Raw genomic sequence first — 20,452 nt, 5'->3', positions numbered from 1 at the left:
TGTCGCGGCGATAGCCTGGCGGGATGGATGACGAGGCGCCGGAGAGCACCACCCCAGGCGCCCCGACGGGTTCGATCGCCCAGCCCGGCTACGGCGTCGGCCCCTGGCCCGGCGGCGAGAAGGCCTGGCCTGAGGGCCCGCAGTACGACCCCGAGCTCCTGGCCGCGGGAGACACCCGCAACGTGATCGACCGCTACCGCTATTGGCGGATGGAGGCGATCGTGGCCGACCTCGACACGCAGCGGCATCCGTTCCACGTCGCCATCGAGAACTGGCAGCACGACATGAACATCGGGTCGATCGTGCGCAGCGCCAACGCGTTCCTCGCCGACACCGTGCACATCATCGGCCGCCGCCGCTGGAACAAGCGCGGCGCCATGGTCACCGACCGGTACCAGCACGTCGTCCATCATGAAGATGTCGAGACGTTCGCCGCGTGGGCCGCGGCCGAGGGCATCCCGATCATCGCGGTCGACAACGTCGACGGTGCGGTCCCGGTCGATCGCGCCGACCTCCCGCAGCGGTGCGTACTCCTGTTCGGTCAGGAAGGGCCGGGCTTGTCGGCGGAGGCGCTCGCCGCGGCATCCGCCCACATCGAGATCACCCAGTACGGGTCGACGCGCTCGATCAACGCGAGCGCCGCCGCCGCCGTGATCATGTACGAGTGGTGTCGGAGATACGCGGGCTGATCGCGTTCAGGAACCGGTGCAAGGACCGGTTCGGCGTCAGTTGGCAGGTGATCCCTGCCGGCCTCGACCTGCTGCAGCAGCGGCCCGAGCAGATCCAGGCGCTGATGCACATGAAGAAGATCGTGATCGCGGAGCTCGAGATCGCCTGACCGCGCGCTCCGCTCGCGGGACCGACGCCGGTCAGCCGCGGTCGATGCCGAACAGGTGGCGGTAGATCGCGTTGACGTCGCGGTCGAGATGGTCGATGCGTCCGTGGACCGCCCGGATCTCTCCCCGCACACTCGCGAACTCGGTCCGCACACTCGCGAACTCGCTTCCGAACTCCCGCCGCATGCTCGCGAACTCGTTCTGAATGCTCCGCAGGAGGATCGTCGACACGAGCGTGATCGTGCCGAACATCCCGGCGGCGAAGACGCCGATCAGCGTCCAGACCTGTGGTTCCGTCATCCCCAACATCCCTTCAGTGTCTCCCGATCATCGTCGACGTGCCAGGGCGGGGAGACGCTGTATTCCGGGGATTCCAGGGGATGGGGAGAAGTCGCGATCAGCAGAGTCGGTGCAGGAAAGAGCCGGTCGATGCGCGCAGCGGTGTCGTCATGCGTTCGCTCCCAGCCATCGGCCCGATCGGACGCGCCATCCCAGGGTGCCGAGGCGCGCGAGCAGGTACACCCCGAAGAAGGCGACCGCGAGCCAGATGAGTCCCGCCATGCCGTCGACCCCGCTGGCGGCGATGATCCAGAGCGCGGGCAGGAACGGGACGAGGTTCAGGCCCCCGGCGATCGCGAGGTACCGAGCGTCGTTCGCGCCCATGAGCACCCCGTCGAGTACGAACACCACACCGGCGATCGGCTGCGCGACGGCGAGCACGAGCAATGCCGGCTGGACGAGCGCCGCGATCTCGGCATCGCCCGTGAACACGATGCCGAGCACGCCGGACAGGGCCGCTATCAGGCCGCCGACGATCACGCCGAACCAGGCGCCCCACGCGACCGTGCGACCGAGCACGCGATGCACCCGCTGCTCGTCGCCGGCGCCGAGCTCCTTGCCGATGAGGGCCTGGGCGGCGATCGCCAGCGCGTCGAGCGCGAAGGCCGCGGCGGAGAAGATCGTGAACACGATCTGCCACCCGGCGAGCTCCTCGGTGCCGATGCCGGTCGCGACACCGACCGTCGCGAGCAGCGCGACGCGCAGGCTCACCGTGCGCAGGAACAGCCAGCCGCCCGAGGTGGCGGTGTTGCGGATGCCGGCACGCTGGGCGCGCAGGGACGCGCTGTGCCGGGTGGCGAGGCGGCGGATGACGAGCACATAGGCGGCGACCATGCCCCACTGGGCGGTCACCGTGCCGGCGGCCGAACCCGCGATGCCCCACCCGAACCCGTAGATGAACAGCCAGTTGAGCAGGGCGTTCGCGCCGAAGCCGAGTCCCGCGATCCACAGCGGGGTCATCGTGTCCTGCATGCCGCGGAGCAGACCCGTCGCGGCGAACACGATGAGCATCGCCGGCAGGCCCCACATCGAGATCACGAGGTACTCGTCCGCCTGGGCGGCGACGGCGTCGCTCGCTCCGAACAGGGAGACCAGCCACGGCGAGGAGACCGCCCCGACGACCGCGAGCACGGCGCCGAGCCCGAGGGCGAGCCACATGCCGTTCACGCCGACGGACACGGCCTCGCCCGGCTGCCCCGCACCGAAACGGCGTGCCACCGCGGGGGTGGTCGAGTAGGCGAGGAACACCATGAGCCCGACGATGGTCTGCAGCACCGCGCCGGCGATGCCGAGTCCGGCGAGCGGAGTCGTGCCCAGGTGCCCGACGAGCGCGGCATCCACGATCAGGAAGGCCGGCTCCGCGATGAGGGCGCCGAGGGCGGGGACGGCCAGGCGCAGGATCTCTCGGTTGAGGGAGGTGCGCGCGGTCATCCTCCGAGCCTATGGCGTGGGGCCGACGTCCTCGCGACCGTCCGTCAGGGGAGTCGTAGGGTGGAGAGGAACCCGGATGCCACGGAGGTGGATCATGACGGACCCCAGGGACGCGGCGGCGCGATACCTCGCGAATCAGCAGCACGGCGAGAGCGCGGACGGCGATGAGGAGACGGGGACGCCACCCGGGGCGGCCGCCGCGGTCGACCGCGCGGCGTTCATCGAGACCGCCATCCAGGTCGCGATCCGTCGCGGCGAGTTCGATGACCTGCCCGGTGCCGGGAAGCCTCTGGAGGGGCTCGGCACCCACCACGACCCGGACTGGTGGATCCGCCGCAAGATCGAGACCGAGAACCTCACCGGGCTCGGCCCTCCCGCCATCCTGCTCCGCACCGAGGATCGCGAACTGGACGACCAGCTCGACCTGCTCGGGCGCGAGTCGGACGTGCGCGACGTGGTGGAGGACTTCAACCGGCGTGTGCGCGAGGCGCGGCGTCAGCTCCAGGGCGGTCCGCCCGTCGTCACCGCACCGCGGGACGTGGAGGCCGAGGTCGAGGCGTGGCGCGCTCGCCGAGCGGCACGGCCGGCGCCCGCCGCCCCCGAGGCTCCCACCCGTCGCGGACGCTGGTTCCGTCGGCGCTGAGTCGCGGATGCCGACACGGAGAGGAAGGTGCTTCTCGACACAGTGGGGGAGGCGGGTCATAGGCTGGGGCGCATGACTGACGTTCTTCCCGTGGGCCTCGCCCTTGATGAGTTCAGCTCCGACATCCGCCCGCAGGACGACCTCTATCGCCACGTGAACGGCGCCTGGCTCGCCCGCACCGAGATCCCCGGCGACAAGGCGCGCTGGGGCTCGTTCCACCTCCTGGCCGAGCAGGCGGAGAAAGACGTCCGCGCGATCATCGAGGAGTCGCAGGACGCGGCGGAGGGCACCCTCGCCCGCAAGATCGGCGACCTGTTCGCGAGCTTCATGGACACCGAGCGCATCGACGCCGCCGGTGTCGCCCCGCTGGCGGAGACCCTCGCCGAGATCGATGCGATCGACGGCATCCCGGCCTTCCTGCGCACGGTGGGCACCTACGACCGCGACGGCCGCGCGTCGGTGATCGGCCTCTACGTCGACGGAGACCCCGGCGACCCGGAGCGCTACCTGCCGGTGCTCGTGCAGGCCGGGCTGTCCCTGCCCGACGAGAGCTACTTCCGCCTCGACACCTTCGCCGACACCCGGGCCGCGTACCGCGCGCACCTCGAGCGCCTGCTCGGGCTGGCGGGCGTCGCGGATGCCGGGGCGAACGCCGACCGTGCCATCGCGCTCGAGACCGAGCTCGCGGGCCACCACTGGGACAACGTCCGCAGCCGCGACGCGGTCGCGACCTACAACCTCAAGACGTGGGAGGAGCTGCAGGAGCTCGCGGGCGTCGATCTGGCCCCGTGGCGCGAGGCGGTCTCGCCCTCGAACCCCGTGGCCTTCGACGAGGTCGTGGTCTCGCAGCCCAGCTTCTTCGAGGGCCTGGGCTCGCTGCTCACCGCCGAGCGCCTGGACGACTGGAAGGCCTGGCTGCGCGCGAAGGCCGTGCACGCGGCGGCGCCCTACCTCACCGACGATCTGGTGCAGGAGAACTTCTCCTTCTACGGCACCGAGCTCACCGGCGTCCCCACGATCCGCGAGCGATGGAAGCGCGGCGTCTCGCTCACCGAGGGGGCTCTCGGCGAGGCGATCGGCAAGGTCTACGTCGAGCGGCACTACCCGCCGACGGCGAAGGCGGCGATGGACGAGCTGGTCGCGAACCTCGTCGAGGCCTACCGGCAGAGCATCACCGAGCTCGAGTGGATGACGGCGGAGACCCGTGAGCGCGCGCTCGCCAAGCTCGACGCGTTCACCCCGAAGATCGGCCACCCCGAGGTGTGGCGCGACTACTCGAGCCTCGAGATCGACCGGGCCGACCTGTTCGGGAACGTGCGCCGGGCCTCGATCTTCGAACACGACCGCAACGTCGACAAGGTGGGCAAGCCCATCGACCGCACGGAGTGGCACATGCCGCCGCAGATGGTCAACGCGTACTACAACCCGTCGATGAACGAGATCGTGTTCCCCGCGGCCATCCTGCAGTACCCGTTCTTCGACGCCGGACGTGACGCGGCCGCGAACTACGGCGGCATCGGTGCGGTCATCGGCCACGAGATCGGCCACGGCTTCGACGACCAGGGCAGCCGCTACGACGGCGACGGCCGGCTGCAGGACTGGTGGACGGATGCCGACCGCTCGGCGTTCGAGCAGCGGACGAAGGCGCTCATCGCGCAGTACGACGCTCTGGTGCCGGAGGGTCTCGACGCCGAGCACCACGTCAACGGCGCGCTGACGATCGGCGAGAACATCGGCGACCTCGGCGGACTCGGCATCGCCCTGAAGGCCTACGAGCTGTCGCTCGACGGGGCCGAGGCGCCCGTGATCGACGGCTACACGGGCGTGCAGCGCCTGCTGCTGTCGTGGGCGCAGGTGTGGCAGCAGAAGAGCCGCGACGCCGAGACCCTGCGGCTGCTGACGATCGATCCGCACTCGCCGAACGAGTTCCGCTGCAACCAGATCGTGCGCAACATCGACGCCTTCTACGAGGCCTTCGGGGTGGCCGAGACCGACGCGCTCTGGCTCCCCGCGGAGTCGCGGGTGACCATCTGGTGACCAATCGTCCGACTCTGTGAGGCATCCCCTGGCGGTGGGGTTACGATAGCCCTGCCGCTGGGGAGCGCCTCCCCTCGGTATCCCGCACATCCACCCCCCTAAGGATCAGCGTGGGCGCTCTCGAGCCTGGTGAAGGGTTCCGCAACTCCTCGGCCCCCGAGTCTCTCGGTGGTGCTCCGGAGTCCGCCGCTGCGGGCCGGCGCTCGCACCGCACGAGTCGCCGTGTTCCGCGTCGCGCCGCCGTCGGGCGTCGTTCGTTCACGGCCACGCTCCGTTCCCTGGAGGGCCTGGTCGACTCCGGTGCGCAGGTCTCGGTGCACGTCGTCGACCTCGACAGTCATGTGCACGTGCTGGCCGGTGACGACCACGTGACGATGCCGGTCGCGGGGCTCGGGGTCGTGCCGCTGCTGATCGAGGTGGCGGCCGGGTTCGAGGACGGGACCCTGGATCCCTTCGAGATCGTCGAGCGCTCGACCGTCGATGCGGTCGAGACCTCGGGGCTGTGGCGCCACCTGCACGCGCCGGCGCTGCCGCTGGAAGACCTCGCCGTGCTGGCCGCCACCGCGGGCGACCCCATCGCGGTGAACGCGCTGCTGCAGAAGGTCGGCCACGACCGGGTGCGCGAGCGCATCGAATCGCTCGGTCTGCGACGTACCGCCGTGCTCGACCGCTTCCGTGACCGGCGCGGACCGGACGACGCACCCCAGGTCGCGGTGGGGTCGGCGCGCGAGCTCGCCGGACTGTTCTCCGCCCTCGTGAACTCGCAGGTCGTCGACGCGGCCGTCAGCGCCCAGGTCTCGGAGTGGCTAAGCCTGAACCAGGACCTGAGCCTGGTCGCGGCGTCCACCGGGCTCGACCCGTTCTCGCACGATCACGACGCCCACGGCCTGCTGTTCGTGAACAAGACCGGTCGTGACCGCGGTGTCCGGGCCGAGGCGGGCGTGCTCGCCGGTCCTCGCGCGGGCGTCGCCTACTCGCTCATCGTCTGCTTCGACGACCTCTCGATCACCCATCGGCTGCGCGCGCACGACGCTTTCCGGGTCCTCGGCGTCGAGCTCATGGAGTACACGCACTGAGGACCCTGTTCTGGCTAGCATCGAAGGATGCCACGCCCCGACTGGACCCCGCACCGCCGTGACGACGGCGAGCTGCTCGGCTGGATCCACCCCGCCGGCGACGACTGGGTCGCGGTGGACGTGCTCGGCCGACCGGCATCCGACCCGACCGAGTGGCTCGATGCCGAGGCGGCGTTGGAGGATCACGGGATCTCCTGGCTGGCCGATCCGTGGATGCTCGAGGGGGAGGGCGACCGTCCGCTGCGGGTGCGCATCCTCGAGGTGACGCCCGACGAGGAGGGCGCTCCGGGGCGGATCGTGGTGAAGATCGACGACTTCGGCGACATGACCCGTCCGCCGACCGCGCAGTTCATCCTGGCCTGGCCGATCCCCGACCGACTGCGAGCGCCGCGCGAGGACGATCCGGACCCCCGCACGATCTCCCGCTGAGCGGGGTCCGCCGGGCGATCAGCTCGGAAGCGAGGGGTGCTGCTCGGAACTCCGCTGCTTCGGGATGAAGAGCGACAGCACCACGGCGATGAGTCCGGCGGCGATGGCCAGCCAGAAGCACAGGTCGAACGCGGCCCTCGTCGGGACGGCGACACCGTCGACCTGCACGCTCATCGACGCGAGGATGCCGCCCATCACGGCGGACGCGCTGGAGGTGCCGACCGAGCGGAACAGCGCGTTCAGCCCGTTCGAGGCGCCGGTCTCGTTCGCCGGGACCGAGCGCATGATGATCATCGGCATCGCGGCGAACGTGAACCCGATGCCGATGCCGATCAGGATGTTGGCGACGAAGATGTGCCACACCTCGCTCGACCAGAGCAGCACGAGCACGTAGGCGAGCACGATCGCGGTGGCCCCGACGGTGAACAGCGGCCGCGGTCCGACCGTGCGCTCCAGCCAGCCGGACAACGGCGAGATGACCATCATCACGAGGCCCGCCGGCATGATCACCAGGGAGGCGCCGACCATGTCGAGGCCGAACCCGTACCCCGCGCCGATCGGCATCTCGAGCAGCTGCGGGAACGTCACGTTCGAGGCGAAGAGAGCGAAGCCCATGCCGATCGCCGCGATGTTCGTGAAGAGGACCGCCGGTCGGGCGGCCACGCGCAGATCGAGCAGCGGGTCCTTCGTGCGCAGCTGGTACCAGCCCCACACCAGCAGCACGACGACCCCGCCGATGATGCAGGTGAGCGTGAGGGGAGCGGTCCAGCCCCACTCGGCGCCGCGAGAGACGAAGAGCAGGATGCCGGTAAGGCCGATCGCGAGCCCGATCGCGCCGAGCACGTCGAGGCGTCCGGGGAAGCGCAGCACGTCTTCCGGGACGATGGCCAGGACCAGCGCGAGGCCCACCACGCCGAGCGCGGCCGCGAGCCAGAACAGCATGTGCCAGTCGGCGTTCTCGGCGAGGAGAGCGGCCACCGGCATCCCGATCGCACCGCCGACGCCCATCGTGGCGCTCATCAGGGCCACCGCGGTGCCGAGGCGCTCGGGTGGCAGCACGTCGCGCATGATGGCGATGCCGAGCGGCACGACGCCGGTCACGGCGCCCTGCAGCGCGCGCCCGATGATGACGCCGACGATCGACCCGGAGAGGGCCGCGATGAGGGAGCCGACGATCAGCAGGATCAGCAGGACGGTGACGACGCGGCGCTTGCCGTACATGTCGCCCAGGCGACCCGAGATCGGGGTGGCGACGGCGGCGACGAGCAGCGTGATCGTGACCACCCAGGTGGTGTCCTCGCGAGAGGCGTCGAGCAGACGGGGCAGCTCGGCCTGCAGCGGCACGACCAGGGTGAACATGAACGAGGAGCAGAGCCCCGCGAACGCGAGCACCGCGACGACGGCCCACCGCGGCGGGGTGTGGGAGAGCCGCTTCCTGGCTCTGTCGTCGTTCGCACCCACGGGCTCAGGCTATCGGCGATCGGGCGATGCGGGGCCGATCGGCCCTGACTAGCATGTGGTCATGGTCACGAGCAGCGTCGCTCCGGACGATCCCGCAGCGAGCCGGGGCATCTCCCGGCGCACCCAGTCCGACATCTATCGCGCCGGCATCAGCGGGACGAAGCCCGCGGTGCCGGTCGACGCCGCCGCGCTGGAGGACGCCGCCCGCAGAGCGCTGAGCGCCGAGGCCTTCGCCTACGTCGCCGGAGGCGCCGGTGCCGAGCGCACCATGGCCGCCAATCGGGCGGCGTTCGGCCACTGGCAGGTGTGGCCGCGGCCGCTGCGTGACGTGGCGCAGCGCGACCTGGGTGTGGAGTTCCTCGGCACGACCCGGCCCACGCCCCTGCTGCTCGCGCCGCTCGGGGTGATGGAGATGGCGCACGCCGATGCCGATCTCGCGGTCGCGCGGGCCGCGGCGTCCCTCGGCGTGCCCTACACGCTCTCGAACCAGGCGTCGTTCCCGATGGAGCGGGTCGCGCGGGAGACGCCGCTCGGCTCCCGGCTGTTCCAGCTCTACTGGTCCGCCTCGGACGACCTCAACCGCTCGCTGCTCGCCCGCGCCGAGGCATCCGGATGCGAGGCGATCGTCGTGACGCTCGACACGCACCTCCTCGGCTGGCGCACCCGCGACCTCGATCTCGCGTATCTGCCGTTCACGCGGGGGATGGGCATCGCGCAGTACACGAGCGATCCGGTGTTCCAGCAGCTGGTCCGCGAGCGCGCGGCCGCCCCGAAGAGCGCGGCGCCCGGAGTCAGGGTCACCCCGAAGGCGGTCGCCGCCGCCGTCACGATCGCCCGGAAGGGCGCACCGCTCACGGGCGGCGGCTCCCTGCGGGACAACTTGCGCTCCCCGCTGCCCAGAGCCGCGGTGGAGACCTTCCTCGACGTGTTCTCCACCCCTTCGCTCACCTGGGGCGACCTGGCGAAGGCCCGCGAGTGGACGAGCCTGCCGATCATCCTGAAGGGCATCGTGCACCCCGACGATGCGCAGGCCGCACTGGATGCCGGGATGGACGGCATCTGGATCTCGAACCACGGCGGTCGCCAGATCGACCAGTCGGTTCCCACTCTCGACGTGCTGCCCGACATCGCGGAGCGCGTGGCCGGTCGGGTGCCGATCGTCTTCGACTCGGGGGTGCGCGGTGGCGCGGATGCCGTGATCGCCCTCGCGCTCGGGGCCACGGTCGTCGCGCTCGGCAGACCCTACGCCTACGGCCTCGGCATCGCGGGAGAGACGGGCGTGCGCGAGGTCGTCCGGAACGTGCTCGCCGAGCTCGACATCACGCTCGGTCTCGCGGGTCTGACCGCCGTGGCGCAGCTCGACCGCGGCGCGCTGCGCAGCGTCTGAGGCACTTCCGATTCCTCGAACCGGCCGAGGAGGGGCAGACTGGGTGCGTGCGAACCATCCGTGACCTCGACACCGTTGAACTCATCCTCGACGCGCAGGGCCTGCTCGACTCCATCCGGGGTCCGCAGCGCGTGGTGGATGCCGGCACCCTGCGCGCCCTGCAGCAGTCGGGCAACTACGTCGTCGGCTTCTTCGACGGCGAGGGCGACGACGAGCGCATGGTCGGCGCGTCGATCGCGTTCTTCGGCGAGCCCGCCCGGCGTGCGATGCACTCGCACATCACGGCGCTGCTGCCCGAGTACCGCGGCCGCGGCTGGGGGCGCGAGCTCAAGGAGCACCAGCGGCAGTGGGCGTTCTCGCGCGACGTCGGCCGCATCACCTGGGTGTTCGATCCGCTCGTGGCGCGCAACGCGCACTTCTTCTTCACCGTGCTGGGCGCACGCGCGACCGGCTACTCGGTCAACCGCTACGGCATCTTCGGCGGCGGTGACGCGGGCGATGAGAGTGACCGTCTCGACGTCGAATGGGCCCTCGCCGACATCGCCAAGCCGCCGGCCGACGACGCGGTCGTCGAGACCCTCGAGATCCCTGCCGACATCGAGTCGCTGCGCGTGTCCGACCCGGAGGCCGCCCACGAGTGGCGCCTCCGCCTGCGCGCGCAGATGGAGGGCCTGCTCGGCAGCGGCCTGAAGGTCGCCGGCTACGACAACGAGCGCGGGTACCTCTTCACGGCGTGATCCTCCTGCCGGTGGTGCTCAGCGCACCCCGCGCATGAGCTTCAGCACGGGCTTCACGCTCAGCAGCAGTCCGATGCCGACGACGATCGCGATGCCGCCGAGGATCGAGAAGTACGGGACCTCGTTCTTCGGGTCGTAGAACTGCACGAGCCATCCGGAGATCGCGGTGCCGAGCGCGATCGACAGGAAGAACAGCGCGACCATCTGCGTGTGGAACGCGGCGGGCGCGAGCTTCGTCGCCACCGAGAGCCCGACGGGCGAGATGAGCAGTTCGGCGACCGTGAACACGAACAGGATGCCGACGATCGCGAGCAGCGGGGTGGAGTTCTTCCCGCCGCCGGCGAAGGGGAGGAACAGCAGGAATGCCGCTCCCATGATGATCGCTCCCAGGGCGAACTTGGTGGGGGTGGACGGCTGGCGCTTCCCCAGACGGGTCCAGATCGCGGCGAAGACGCCGGACAGGATGATGATGAAGACCGGGTTGATCGACTGCACCCAGGAGACCGGCATCGTGATCCCGAAGATGTGCCGGTCCAGGCGCTGGTCGGAGTAGACGGTCAGCACGGTGAACTGCTGCTGGTAGAGCGACCAGAAGGCGACGCTGGTGACGAACAGGGGCAGGAAGCCCCAGACGCGTGAGCGCTCGGTGGCGTCGATGCGGCGGCTCGAGAGGATCACCGCGAAGTACGCGATCGCGGCGATGATCGTGCCGTAGATGACGAGGCTCGCGAGGTTGTCCGCGCGGATCAGACCGACGAGGACGAGCACGGCGATGAGCACGATCGCGGCGGCGGCGATGATCGCGACGAGGGGATAGCGCTTCTTCGGGAGCGGGTTCGGCACCTCGCGCACCGACGCGGGCAGGGCTCTGCGACCGAACGCGTACTGGATGAGACCGAGGGTCATGCCGATGGCCGCCAGCCCGAAGCCGTAGTGGAAGCCGAGGGTCGACTGCAGGATGCCGGTGAGGATCGGTCCCAGGAAGGCGCCGAGGTTGATGCCCAGGTAGAACAGCGAGAAGCCGGCATCCCGGCGCGGGTCCTCGGGGCTGTAGAGGCTGCCGACGACCGAGGTCGCGTTCGCCTTGAGGCCGCCGGAACCGAGCGCGACCAGCACCAGGCCGACGCCCACGCCGACGAATCCGGGGAGGAGGGCGAGGGCGACGTGGCCCGCGACGATCACGATCGCGCTGACGAACAGCACCCGTTCCGAGCCGAACAGCCGGTCGGCGAGCCAGGCGCCGAGGATCGTCGACAGATAGACCGACCCTCCGTAGGCACCCACGATGCCGCCGGCGACCACCTCGGGGATGCCGAGACCGCCCTGCGACACCGAGTAGTACAGGTAGATGAGCAGGATGCCCTGCATGCCGTAGAAGCTGAAGCGCTCCCACATCTCCACGCCGAAGATGTGCACCAGTGCCCAAGGCTGCCCGAAGAAGCGGGTGTCGTCGTTGCGGGCCGGGGGTGTCCGCGCTGCAGTGCTCATCCCAAGGACGGTACTCCGACGCAGCCGCCGGGGCCAGGGAGCGCGCGGGAACCACGGATAGAATGAGATGCCCGTATTCACGGGTCTCCTCCCGCATCCGACCATTGGAGCCACCATGGCCGAACAGTCCCGCCTCGACAAGGTCATCGCCCTCGCCCGCCACCGCGGGTTCGTGTTCCAAGCGGGTGAGATCTACGGCGGTTCTCGATCGGCCTGGGACTACGGCCCCCTCGGAACGGAGCTCAAGGAGAACATCCGTCGCCAGTGGTGGCAGACGTTCGTGCGCGGCCGTGGCGACATGGTGGGCCTGGACTCGAGCATCATCCTCCCCAAGCGCGTGTGGGAGGCGTCGGGCCACGTCGCGACGTTCACCGACCCGCTGGTCGAGTGCCTGCAGTGCCACAAGCGCTTCCGTGCCGACAACCTCATCGAGGACTTCGAGGCGCGCAAGGGGCGCAAGGCCGAGAACGGTCTCGCCGACATCCCGTGCCCGAACTGCGGCACCAAGGGCCAGTACACCGAGCCCAAGGCGTTCTCGGGTCTCGTGAAGACCTACCTCGGCGTCGTCGACGACGAGTCGGGCCTCTACTTCCTGCGCCCCGAGACCGCGCAGGGCATCTTCGTGAACTTCTCGAACGTGCTCACCGCGAGCCGCAAGAAGCCGCCGTTCGGCATCGGCCAGGTCGGCAAGGCGTTCCGCAACGAGATCACCCCCGGGAACTTCATCTTCCGCACCCGCGAGTTCGAGCAGATGGAGATCGAGTTCTTCACGCCGCCGGCCGAGGCGCAGGAGTGGTTCGAGCACTGGGTCGAGGCCTGCTGGAACTGGTTCATCGACCTCGGCATCGACCCCGAGAACATGCGTCAGTTCGACGTGCCCGAAGACGACCGCGCGCACTATTCGGCCGGCACGATCGACGTCGAGTACAAGTTCGGCTTCGCGGGCAAGGAGTGGGGCGAGCTCATGGGTGTCGCCAACCGCACCGACTACGACCTCTCCAGCCACAGCGAGGCCTCGGGTCAGAGCCTGACGTACTTCGACCAGGCCACGGGCGAGCGCTACACGCCGTACGTGATCGAGCCGTCGTTCGGCCTCACCCGCGCGATGATGGCCTTCCTCGTCGACGCCTATGTCGAGGAGCAGGTGCCGAACGCCAAGGGCGGCACCGACGTGCGCACCGTGCTCCGGCTCGACCCGCGCCTCGCTCCGGTCAAGGCCGCCGTCCTGCCGCTGTCGCGCAACGAGAAGCTCTCGCCGCTCGCCCGCGAGGTCGCCGACACGCTCCGCAGCTCCTGGGCCGTGGACTTCGACGACGCCGGTGCGATCGGCCGTCGCTACCGTCGCCAGGACGAGATCGGCACCCCCTTCTGCGTCACGGTCGACTTCGACTCGCTCGACGACCGTGCCGTCACGGTGCGCGACCGCGACACCATGGCGCAGGAGCGCGTCTCGATCGACGAGCTGCACGCGTACCTCGCGGAGCGCCTGCGCGGCGCCTGAGCACGCTTCATCCGGACCCCGTCGGCCTCATGCAGGCCGGCGGGGTCTTCTCATGTGCTTCCGGCCACGGCGCGCGCGTAGCGCTCGGAGAGCAGCTGCAGGCGGGGGAGCAGCTCGGGCGGGCTCTCGACCGTGAAGTCCATCATCAGCATCCCGATGTACGCGGCGACGGTGTCGAGGCTGTCCGCGCCGGTCACGAGGATGCAGTGCTCGTCGTCGACCGGTTCGACCACGCCGACCGCGGCGTGGATCCGCGCGAGCACGGCCTCGGCGGGCGCGTCGATGCGGAGTCGGGCGTGCACGACCCAGCCGCTCACGGCGATGGTCCGCATCGCGAACGCCGTGTAGTCGCCCCCGGGCAGCGGCTGCGGATCGAAGCGGCGACGCGTCGGCATCCGCAGCTCCATCCAGTCGACGCGGTACGTGCCCCACTCGGTGCTGTCCGCATCGCGCGCCACGAGGTACCAGCGTCGGTGCCAGGTGAGCAGGCGGTACGGCTCGGCGAGCACCGGCGTGCCCTCGTAGTCGAAGCGCAGCCACTCCTCGTTGCGGATCGCGCTCGCGATCGCCTGCAGCGCCGCGGCGTCGACCTCGGGATCGGGGGCATCCGTGTCGTTGTTCTCCGGGGCGCGGTCGACGCTGGAGCGAAGGGCGTCGACCGTGGGGCGCAGGTGCGAGGGCAGCACCTGTTCGAGCTTGGCGAGCGCCCTGGCCCCCGACTCCGCGACCCCCGAGATGCCGGCTGCGGCGCGAAGGCCGACCGTGACCGCCACCGCCTCCTCGTCGTCCAGGAGCAGCGGAGGGAGGCGGCCGCCCGCGCCCAGACGGTATCCGCCGACGGAACCTCTCGTGGCGTCGACCGGATAGCCGAGGTCGCGCAGCCGCTCGATGTCGTGCCGCACCGTGCGGGAGGAGACGCCGAGGCGCGCGGCGAGATCACTCCCGGAGCGCTCCGGGCCGGTCTGCAGCAGTGCCAGCAGGGAGAGCAGTCGAGCCGTCGGATCGGCCATCGGAACTCCTCGAGAAGTCATCCATCCATTAGGAACAGATCCAACCTAATGCGCTCGTACCTTCGAGATATGGACAACACGACGCTCACCTTCCGCCCCTTCACCGTCTCGGTCTCCGCCGCCGAGGTCGCCGATCTCCAGGATCGTCTCGCCCGCACCCGCCTTCCGCAGCCCTCGCCGACGGATGACTGGGATGCCGGCACCCCCAACTCCTACCTGCGCGAGGCCATCGCCGCCTGGCGCGACTTCGACTGGGCCGCCGCCCAGGAGCGGATCAACGCGGTCCCGCATCTCACCACCGAGATCGACGGCCAGACGATCCACTTCCTCCACGTGCGCTCGGCCCACGAGGGCGCGACGCCGCTGCTGCTCGCGCACACCTATCCCGGCTCCTCCATCGACTACCTCGACCTGATCGACCGGCTCGTCGACCCGGTGGCACATGGCGGTCGGGCGGAGGACGCGTTCGACGTCGTGATCCCCGATGCTCCGGGCTACGGCTTCTCGCAGCCGCTCGCCTCCGCCGGGTGGACGACCGCCCGGGTCGCCGAGGCCTACGACCGCCTCATGCGCGGACTCGGCTACGACAGCTACGGCATCCACGGTTCCGACAACGGCGCCATGGTCGCCCGCGAGCTGGGGCTGCGGGAACCGGAGGGCTTCCTCGGACTGCACGTGCTGCAGCTGTTCTCGTTCCCCTCGGGCGACCCCGCGGAGTTCGAGAAGCTGGAGCCCGCGGACTACGCCGGCCTCGAGCACATGCAGTGGTTCCAGTCGGTCGGCGGGTACAACGCGATGAACGCCTCGCGCCCGCAGACCGTGTCGGTGGGGATCAGCGACTCCCCGGTCGGACTGCTCGCCTACAGCGAGCTGTTCAACTCGTTCGGCAACGGCACGTCTCTCGTGCCGCTCGAGAAGATCCTGCTCGAGGTCAGCGTGAACTGGTTCGCGAACGCCGCATCCGGTATGAGCCGCAGCTACCTGGAGAACGCCAGGGCGGATGCCGCGGGCGAGGGCGCCGAGGGTGCCGAACCGCGGATCAACACCGCACGGACCGGGGTCGCGGTGTTCGCCGACGACTTCCAGACGATCCGGGTCTTCGCCGAGCGCGACAACGCGAACATCGTGCACTGGAGCCGCTTCGACGAGGGCGGGCACTTCGCCGCTCTGGAGCGCCCCGACCTGCTCGCGGGTGATCTCCGCACGTTCTTCGCCGGAGCGCGCTGACGCCCGCATCGATCCCGAGGCCCACCCGTGCGCACCCTGCGCGGGTGGGTCCGGTGCGTCTCAGCCGGTGCGTCTCAGCCGGTGACGGTGAGCTGCACCTCGGGGGTGCCGCCCGCCTCGACCCAGGCCAGGGAGCGCTCCAGGATGCCGCGCAGCACGTCGAGGTCGACCTGCTCGAGGTCCTTGATGTACAGGCATCCGACGCCCGTGGTGTGCGGTCCGAGCTCCGCCAGGGCCTCGGTGTGCGCGTCGACGCCGTCGAACAGGTAGATCGTCGTCGCGGCCTTGCGCGGGGCGAAGCCGAGGAGTCCGCTGTCGCCCTCCGTGCCCGTGGGGTAGCGGTAGTGGCACGAGCCGAACCCGATGATCGTGCCCCACGTCTGCGGCTCGCGGCCGGTGATCTCCTGCATGAGCGCGGTCAGCGTCTCGGCGTCGCGGCGTCGCACGGCGGGGGAGGAGCGGGCGATGAGTCCCGCGACGTCATCACCCGTGGGCTTCACTTCGGAGCCTTCGCCGCGGCCTTCATGGCCTTCTTGTGCTCGCGCACCTTCGTGAGCGAGTCGGGCGAGACGATGTCGGCGACGCTGCGGTACGACCCGTCCTCGCCGTAGGGGGCGGATGCCTCACGCCAGCCCTCGCCGGTGAAGCCGTACTGCTTGCCGAGGAGCGCGAGGAAGATCTTCGCCTTCTGCTCACCGAAGCCGGGGAGCGCCTTCAGCCGCTTCAGCACCTCGGGGCCCGACGGGTCGCCCTCGGTCCACAGGGCTGCGGCATCGCCGTCCCAGTCCTCGACGAGGGTCTGGCACAGCGTCTGCACGCGCGTCGCCATCGATCCGGGGAAACGGTGCACGGCGGGCGTCTGCTTGAACGCCTCGAGGAACTCGTCCGGGGCCATGTGCGCGATCGTCGCGGCGTCGGCCGCTCCCGTGCGCTGCTCGATCTTGAGAGGACCGGCGAACGCGGTCTCCATCGGCACCTGCTGGTCGAGCAGCATGCCCACCAGGAGGGCGAGCGGGTTGTCGGTCAGCAGGGCGTCGGCGGCGGTGTCTCCGGTGATGTGAAGGGCCATGCCTCCAGTGTCCCACCCCGCGCCCGGGGCGACAGCCCGCAGCGTCAGGCGGTGGCGGCGTCGTCCGCGGCGGAGGCCTCGGCCTCGGGCGCGATGCCGTAGAGGGCGGCCAGTGCCGCGGTGAACTCGTCGGCCCGGCCGGCGGCGGCGAGCTCGTGCGCGCGGACCGTCGGGGTGTGCAGCAGCACACCGGAGAGGTGACGCAGAGCCTGCTCGACCTTGCCGTCCTCATCGCCGCGTGCGCGGGCACGGTCGATCTCGCGCTCGAGCAGCTCGAAGATGTGCGACCGCAGCGCCACGACCGACGGGGTCACGCTCTGACGGGCGCCCACCACGTGGAAGGTCTCGGCCGCTTCGCGGACCACGCTGCGTGCGGCATCCGTCGCCTGCAGCTCTTCGAGCGGTGCGTGCAGGCGGATGGTCTCGAGGTCGAGCAGGGCGACGCCCTCGAGCGCAGCGACCGCGGGGTCGACGTTGCGCGGCATGCCGAGGTCAACCACGAGCTGGTTGTGCGCACCGACGGGGCAGCCCGCGGCGGCGAGGCCGGTCGGCAGCTGCAGGTGCTCCGGCCCGAGCACGGGTTCGGTCGCCGAGGTGCAGGTGATGAGCAGGCTCGACCGGGCGGCGGTGTGCGCGTACTCTTCGGCGGCGATCGGACGGATGCCGTGCTTCGCGGCGAAGACCTCCGCGCGGCCGGAGGGCGAGTACACCGAGATGTTCTCGGCGCCGCGCTCCCGGAGCGTGGCGAGGGTGACCGCGGCGTAGGCCCCGGTGCCGACCAGCAGCACGCGCTCGGCGGACCAGTCGGCGATGCGGCTGTCCGCGAGCTCGAGGGCGAGGCGGACGAGCGAGCGACCGGCGCGTCCCAGGGCGGTGACGTTCTTGACCTTGCGCTGCGCCTGGCTCGCACGCTGGAAGAGGCGCTCGAGCTCGGGCGACGTGGTGCCGTCCTTGCGGGCGGACTTGAGTGCGCGGCGGACCTGTCCCGCGATCTCGCCCTCGCCGGAGACGACGGACTCGAGCCCGGAGGCGACGGAGAAGAGGTGCTCGGCGACGCGACGTCCCGAGTGCACGGCGTAGGCGCCGTCGAGTTCTGCGGCGGGGATCCCGGTCGCGGCTTCGACGGCCTCGATCACGGCTTCGACGCCGATCGCACCGGCGGCGGTGACCGGTTCGTCCATTTCCACGTACGCCTCGAACCGGTTGCACGTCGCCAGAACAACGGCACCCTGCACGCACGGCGTCATGCCCACGAGAGTGGGAGCGACGTCGTCGGGGGTGCGGCTCAGGCGTTCGAGCAGTTCGAAGGAGGCGGTCTTGTGACTCGCCGTCACACACAGCAGCACAGATCGATTGTACCGGAGCGTCCGCGGGCGAAGGTTCGACCGGTGGAACTCGGCGGCTCCATAAGGCTCGAATGGGAGGATAGAGGCATGGCCCTCTCCGACGCTCCGCTCCTGCGCGCCCTCTCCGGCGACCGCCCCGCTCAGACCCCGGTCTGGTTCATGCGGCAGGCCGGAAGGTCGCTCCCCGAGTACCGCGACCTGCGCGTCGGGACCCGGATGCTCGACGCCTGCCTCACGCCCGACCTCGCGGCCGAGATCACGCTGCAGCCGGTGCGTCGACACGGCGTGGACGCGGCCGTCTTCTTCAGCGACATCGTCATCCCGCTGCGCCTCGCCGGCGTCGAGGTCGAGATCGAGCCCGGTCGCGGTCCGGTGTTCGCGAGCCCGGTGCGCACGAAGGCCGACGTCGAGCGCATCACCGCGATCGACCCGGACGGCCTGGACGGCACGGCCATCGCCGAGGCCGTGCGCCTCGTCACGGCGGAACTCGGCGACACCCCGCTGATCGGCTTCGCGGGTGCACCCTTCACGCTCGCCGCCTACCTCGTCGAGGGCGGCCCATCCAAGGAGCACCTCCGCGCGCGGGCCATGATGCACTCCGACCCGGACTCGTGGAACCGTCTCGCCGGGTGGCTCGCCCAGGTGTCCCGCCGGTTCCTCGAGACCCAGCGCGACGCCGGAGCATCCGTCGTCCAGCTCTTCGACAGCTGGGCGGGATCGCTCAGCACCGCCGACTACCGCGCCTTCGTCGCCCCGCACTCCCGCGCGGCGCTCGAGGGGATCGGCCTCCCGACCATCCACTTCGGCGTCGGGACCGGCCCGTTCCTCGCCGACATGCGCCTCGACGGCATCGCCGATGGCGTGGGAGTCGACTGGCGCCTGCCGCTCGACGAGGCAGCGGCCATCCTCGGGCCGGACGTCACGGTCCAGGGCAACATCGACCCCGCCCTGCTCTCCGCGCCCTGGCCGGTGCTGGAGGCGCACGTCCGCGACGTGATCGAACGGGGCCGGGCCGCGCGCGGCCACATCCTCAACCTCGGCCACGGCGTTCCGCCGGAGACCGACCCCGATCAGCTCACCCGCATCGTCGAGCTCGCGCACGCGGTCTGACGCGGGGCGGCCGACACTCAGGCGCTCCGCATCCGCCGCACGCGACGGGTGATCCGCAGGTCCTCGAGCGTGAAGCGGCCGGTCGGCAGCGCGGCGCGGATGCGCGCGTCGTCGAACGACCGCGAGGGGCGGATGTCGGCGGGAGCCTCGGGTGCGTACGGCGCCGCCTCGCTCACGCCTTCGGCGAGCATCCGCGCCTGAGCCTTCGCGACGAGCGGGACGACCATCGTCCATTCCGTCACCTGGGCGAGCACTCGCACCATCCACGTCGGCACCGGGAGGAAGGCGGGGCGGCGTCCGGCCACGCGGGAGATGCGGCGGATGGCCTCGCCGAGCGTGACCTCGTCCGCACCCAGGACGGCGATCGTCGGATCCGGGATGCGGCCCTCGAGCGCGGCGACGAGCACGTCGACCGCGTCCTCGACCGGCACCGGCCGCGCGGTGCGCTCGCGATAGCCGACCGTCCAGAAGAACGGGAGGGTGCGCACGGCCTTCGTCACGTGATCGACCATGTGGTCGCCGGGGCCGTAGATCATTCCCGACTTCAGGATCGTGTGGGGGATGCCGGACGCGCGGACGATCTCCTCCGCCTCCCACTTCGACTCGTGATAGCCGGAGCCGCAATCGGGCCGTGCCCGGAGGAAGCTGACCAGGACGATGCGCTGCACACCCGCGCGGCGGGCGGCCTCCACGACGGCCCGCGTCCCGTCGACGTGCACACGCCGGAAGGTCTGCTCGCCGATCTCGCGGTTGATGCCGGCGCAGTGCGCGACGGCGTCGCAGCCCTCGAACGCCGCGGCGAGGGCGTCGACATCCGTGATCTCGACACCGCTGCGGCGAGAGATCACGACCGCGTCCTCGAGCCGCTCGGCGAGGTTCCTGCCGACGAAGCCGGTACCGCCTGTGATCGCAACCTTCATGACGCCCATCCTTCGCTCATTAGCTATGTGGCTAAAGACTATCTAGCGAACGTGCTATATTGCAACCATGGCAGACAGCGCGACCGACATCTTCGCGGCGCTGGCGCACCCCACCCGCCGCCAGATCCTGCAGGACCTGAAAGACGGTGAGCTCGCGGCCGGTGAGATCGCGGCGCGCTTCTCCGCGAGCGGCCCGACAATCTCCCGCCACCTGAGCGTGCTCCGCCAGGCGGGACTCATCAGCGAGCGCCGCGACGCCAACCGCATCCTCTACTCCCTCGTCGGCGAACGGCTCGCGCTCTCCGTCGGCGACTTCCTCTCCACCGTCTGCCCCGAGCAGATCGTGCTCCGCGAGGTCCGCAAGCGCGGGCGCGGCGCCACGGAGACCGTCGAGGCCTGAACCGT

The 20,452-nt window shown here is 70.5% G+C and carries 20 protein-coding genes; 11 read left to right on the top strand and 9 right to left on the bottom strand.

Annotated elements, in window-relative coordinates:
• The first annotated feature begins 23 nt into the window (after positions 1–23).
• Positions 24–689: a TrmH family RNA methyltransferase gene (locus MME74_RS16560; RefSeq protein ID WP_267416195.1), complete on the top strand. Its 666-nt coding sequence runs from the start codon at positions 24–26 to the stop codon at positions 687–689.
• Positions 690–869: 180 nt separating this feature from the next.
• On the opposite strand, the gene MME74_RS16555 is transcribed toward MME74_RS16560, so the two are convergent.
• Together MME74_RS16555 and MME74_RS16550 are read right to left on the bottom strand one after the other, a co-directional pair.
• On the bottom strand, positions 870–1,136 hold the full coding sequence (locus MME74_RS16555) for a hypothetical protein (protein ID WP_267416194.1): 267 nt from the start codon (positions 1,134–1,136) through the stop codon (positions 870–872).
• 147 nt (positions 1,137–1,283) lie between these two features.
• Complete coding sequence (locus MME74_RS16550; RefSeq protein WP_267416193.1) at positions 1,284–2,606, bottom strand: MATE family efflux transporter; 1,323 nt, start codon at positions 2,604–2,606, stop codon at positions 1,284–1,286.
• Between the two features lie 94 nt (positions 2,607–2,700).
• Between MME74_RS16550 and MME74_RS16545 the strand changes: the two genes are divergently transcribed.
• The 4 genes from MME74_RS16545 (at position 2,701) to MME74_RS16530 (ending at position 6,791) form a co-directional block, all read left to right on the top strand.
• A complete protein-coding gene (locus MME74_RS16545; RefSeq protein ID WP_267416192.1) occupies positions 2,701–3,249 on the top strand; it encodes a DUF1992 domain-containing protein in 549 nt (182 codons plus the stop codon).
• A gap of 72 nt (positions 3,250–3,321) precedes the next feature.
• A complete protein-coding gene (locus MME74_RS16540) occupies positions 3,322–5,286 on the top strand; it encodes a M13 family metallopeptidase (RefSeq protein ID WP_267416191.1) in 1,965 nt (654 codons plus the stop codon).
• Between the two features lie 110 nt (positions 5,287–5,396).
• The gene (locus MME74_RS16535) at positions 5,397–6,362 is read left to right on the top strand and encodes a serine hydrolase (RefSeq protein ID WP_267416190.1); all 966 of its coding nucleotides are present in this window, start codon (positions 5,397–5,399) and stop codon (positions 6,360–6,362) included.
• A 27-nt stretch (positions 6,363–6,389) separates the two neighbouring features.
• Positions 6,390–6,791 (top strand): hypothetical protein, encoded by a 402-nt coding sequence (locus tag MME74_RS16530; protein ID WP_267416189.1) that lies wholly within the window; start codon positions 6,390–6,392, stop codon positions 6,789–6,791.
• Positions 6,792–6,809: 18 nt separating this feature from the next.
• On the opposite strand, the gene MME74_RS16525 is transcribed toward MME74_RS16530, so the two are convergent.
• The gene (locus MME74_RS16525) at positions 6,810–8,252 is read right to left on the bottom strand and encodes an MFS transporter (RefSeq protein WP_267416188.1); all 1,443 of its coding nucleotides are present in this window, start codon (positions 8,250–8,252) and stop codon (positions 6,810–6,812) included.
• A 61-nt stretch (positions 8,253–8,313) separates the two neighbouring features.
• Here MME74_RS16525 and MME74_RS16520 point away from each other — a divergent pair, with 61 nt between their 5' ends.
• Together MME74_RS16520 and MME74_RS16515 are read left to right on the top strand one after the other, a co-directional pair.
• Positions 8,314–9,639 (top strand): alpha-hydroxy-acid oxidizing protein, encoded by a 1,326-nt coding sequence (locus MME74_RS16520; RefSeq protein ID WP_267416187.1) that lies wholly within the window; start codon positions 8,314–8,316, stop codon positions 9,637–9,639.
• Between the two features lie 47 nt (positions 9,640–9,686).
• Complete coding sequence (locus MME74_RS16515) at positions 9,687–10,376, top strand: GNAT family N-acetyltransferase (RefSeq protein WP_267416185.1); 690 nt, start codon at positions 9,687–9,689, stop codon at positions 10,374–10,376.
• An 18-nt stretch (positions 10,377–10,394) separates the two neighbouring features.
• Here MME74_RS16515 and MME74_RS16510 read toward each other — a convergent pair whose 3' ends face one another.
• Positions 10,395–11,864 (bottom strand): peptide MFS transporter, encoded by a 1,470-nt coding sequence (locus MME74_RS16510; protein WP_267416184.1) that lies wholly within the window; start codon positions 11,862–11,864, stop codon positions 10,395–10,397.
• Positions 11,865–11,979: 115 nt separating this feature from the next.
• Here MME74_RS16510 and MME74_RS16505 point away from each other — a divergent pair, with 115 nt between their 5' ends.
• Entirely contained in the window at positions 11,980–13,365 is a 1,386-nt protein-coding gene (locus MME74_RS16505; RefSeq protein ID WP_267416183.1) for a glycine--tRNA ligase, read from the top strand.
• A gap of 50 nt (positions 13,366–13,415) precedes the next feature.
• Here MME74_RS16505 and MME74_RS16500 read toward each other — a convergent pair whose 3' ends face one another.
• A complete protein-coding gene (locus MME74_RS16500; RefSeq protein ID WP_267416182.1) occupies positions 13,416–14,375 on the bottom strand; it encodes a helix-turn-helix transcriptional regulator in 960 nt (319 codons plus the stop codon).
• 69 nt (positions 14,376–14,444) lie between these two features.
• Here MME74_RS16500 and MME74_RS16495 point away from each other — a divergent pair, with 69 nt between their 5' ends.
• On the top strand, positions 14,445–15,602 hold the full coding sequence (locus tag MME74_RS16495) for an epoxide hydrolase family protein (RefSeq protein WP_267416181.1): 1,158 nt from the start codon (positions 14,445–14,447) through the stop codon (positions 15,600–15,602).
• Between the two features lie 74 nt (positions 15,603–15,676).
• On the opposite strand, the gene MME74_RS16490 is transcribed toward MME74_RS16495, so the two are convergent.
• From MME74_RS16490 to MME74_RS16480, 3 genes are read right to left on the bottom strand one after another with little or no spacing between them, the layout of a single operon-like run.
• The gene (locus tag MME74_RS16490; RefSeq protein ID WP_267416179.1) at positions 15,677–16,102 is read right to left on the bottom strand and encodes a DUF1801 domain-containing protein; all 426 of its coding nucleotides are present in this window, start codon (positions 16,100–16,102) and stop codon (positions 15,677–15,679) included.
• Positions 16,099–16,671: an HhH-GPD-type base excision DNA repair protein gene (locus MME74_RS16485; protein ID WP_267416178.1), complete on the bottom strand. Its 573-nt coding sequence runs from the start codon at positions 16,669–16,671 to the stop codon at positions 16,099–16,101. Before MME74_RS16485 ends, MME74_RS16490 begins: the two co-directional genes overlap by 4 nt.
• 44 nt (positions 16,672–16,715) lie before the next feature.
• Positions 16,716–18,017: a glutamyl-tRNA reductase gene (locus MME74_RS16480; protein WP_267416176.1), complete on the bottom strand. Its 1,302-nt coding sequence runs from the start codon at positions 18,015–18,017 to the stop codon at positions 16,716–16,718.
• Between the two features lie 87 nt (positions 18,018–18,104).
• Between MME74_RS16480 and hemE the strand changes: the two genes are divergently transcribed.
• The gene (gene hemE, locus MME74_RS16475) at positions 18,105–19,127 is read left to right on the top strand and encodes a uroporphyrinogen decarboxylase (RefSeq protein ID WP_267416174.1); all 1,023 of its coding nucleotides are present in this window, start codon (positions 18,105–18,107) and stop codon (positions 19,125–19,127) included.
• A 17-nt stretch (positions 19,128–19,144) separates the two neighbouring features.
• On the opposite strand, the gene MME74_RS16470 is transcribed toward hemE, so the two are convergent.
• Positions 19,145–20,047, bottom strand: a complete 903-nt coding sequence (locus MME74_RS16470; protein WP_267416173.1) for an NAD(P)H-binding protein — start codon at positions 20,045–20,047, stop codon at positions 19,145–19,147.
• A 67-nt stretch (positions 20,048–20,114) separates the two neighbouring features.
• On the opposite strand from MME74_RS16470, the gene MME74_RS16465 reads away from it, so the two are divergent.
• The gene (locus MME74_RS16465) at positions 20,115–20,447 is read left to right on the top strand and encodes a metalloregulator ArsR/SmtB family transcription factor (RefSeq protein WP_267416172.1); all 333 of its coding nucleotides are present in this window, start codon (positions 20,115–20,117) and stop codon (positions 20,445–20,447) included.
• Positions 20,448–20,452: the final 5 nt, after the last annotated feature.

Source organism: Microbacterium oxydans, from assembly GCF_026559675.1.
GTDB classification, from domain to species: domain Bacteria; phylum Actinomycetota; class Actinomycetes; order Actinomycetales; family Microbacteriaceae; genus Microbacterium; species Microbacterium oxydans_D.
Note: the sequence above shows the minus strand (reverse complement) of the source record. Positions and strands in the feature narration are given on the sequence as shown.

Bases quoted from the DNA above. Each gene is read 5' to 3' on its own strand.
- MME74_RS16560 (WP_267416195.1), top strand. From the start codon at position 24: ATGGATGACGAGGCGCCGGAGAGCACCACCCCAGGCGCCCCGACGGGT.
- MME74_RS16555 (WP_267416194.1), bottom strand. From the start codon at position 1,136: ATGACGGAACCACAGGTCTGGACGCTGATCGGCGTCTTCGCCGCCGGG.
- MME74_RS16550 (WP_267416193.1), bottom strand. From the start codon at position 2,606: ATGACCGCGCGCACCTCCCTCAACCGAGAGATCCTGCGCCTGGCCGTC.
- MME74_RS16545 (WP_267416192.1), top strand. From the start codon at position 2,701: ATGACGGACCCCAGGGACGCGGCGGCGCGATACCTCGCGAATCAGCAG.
- MME74_RS16540 (WP_267416191.1), top strand. From the start codon at position 3,322: ATGACTGACGTTCTTCCCGTGGGCCTCGCCCTTGATGAGTTCAGCTCC.
- MME74_RS16530 (WP_267416189.1), top strand. From the start codon at position 6,390: ATGCCACGCCCCGACTGGACCCCGCACCGCCGTGACGACGGCGAGCTG.
- MME74_RS16520 (WP_267416187.1), top strand. From the start codon at position 8,314: ATGGTCACGAGCAGCGTCGCTCCGGACGATCCCGCAGCGAGCCGGGGC.
- MME74_RS16510 (WP_267416184.1), bottom strand. From the start codon at position 11,864: ATGAGCACTGCAGCGCGGACACCCCCGGCCCGCAACGACGACACCCGC.
- MME74_RS16505 (WP_267416183.1), top strand. From the start codon at position 11,980: ATGGCCGAACAGTCCCGCCTCGACAAGGTCATCGCCCTCGCCCGCCAC.
- MME74_RS16500 (WP_267416182.1), bottom strand. From the start codon at position 14,375: ATGGCCGATCCGACGGCTCGACTGCTCTCCCTGCTGGCACTGCTGCAG.
- MME74_RS16495 (WP_267416181.1), top strand. From the start codon at position 14,445: ATGGACAACACGACGCTCACCTTCCGCCCCTTCACCGTCTCGGTCTCC.
- MME74_RS16485 (WP_267416178.1), bottom strand. From the start codon at position 16,671: ATGGCCCTTCACATCACCGGAGACACCGCCGCCGACGCCCTGCTGACC.
- hemE (WP_267416174.1), top strand. From the start codon at position 18,105: ATGGCCCTCTCCGACGCTCCGCTCCTGCGCGCCCTCTCCGGCGACCGC.
- MME74_RS16470 (WP_267416173.1), bottom strand. From the start codon at position 20,047: ATGAAGGTTGCGATCACAGGCGGTACCGGCTTCGTCGGCAGGAACCTC.
- MME74_RS16465 (WP_267416172.1), top strand. From the start codon at position 20,115: ATGGCAGACAGCGCGACCGACATCTTCGCGGCGCTGGCGCACCCCACC.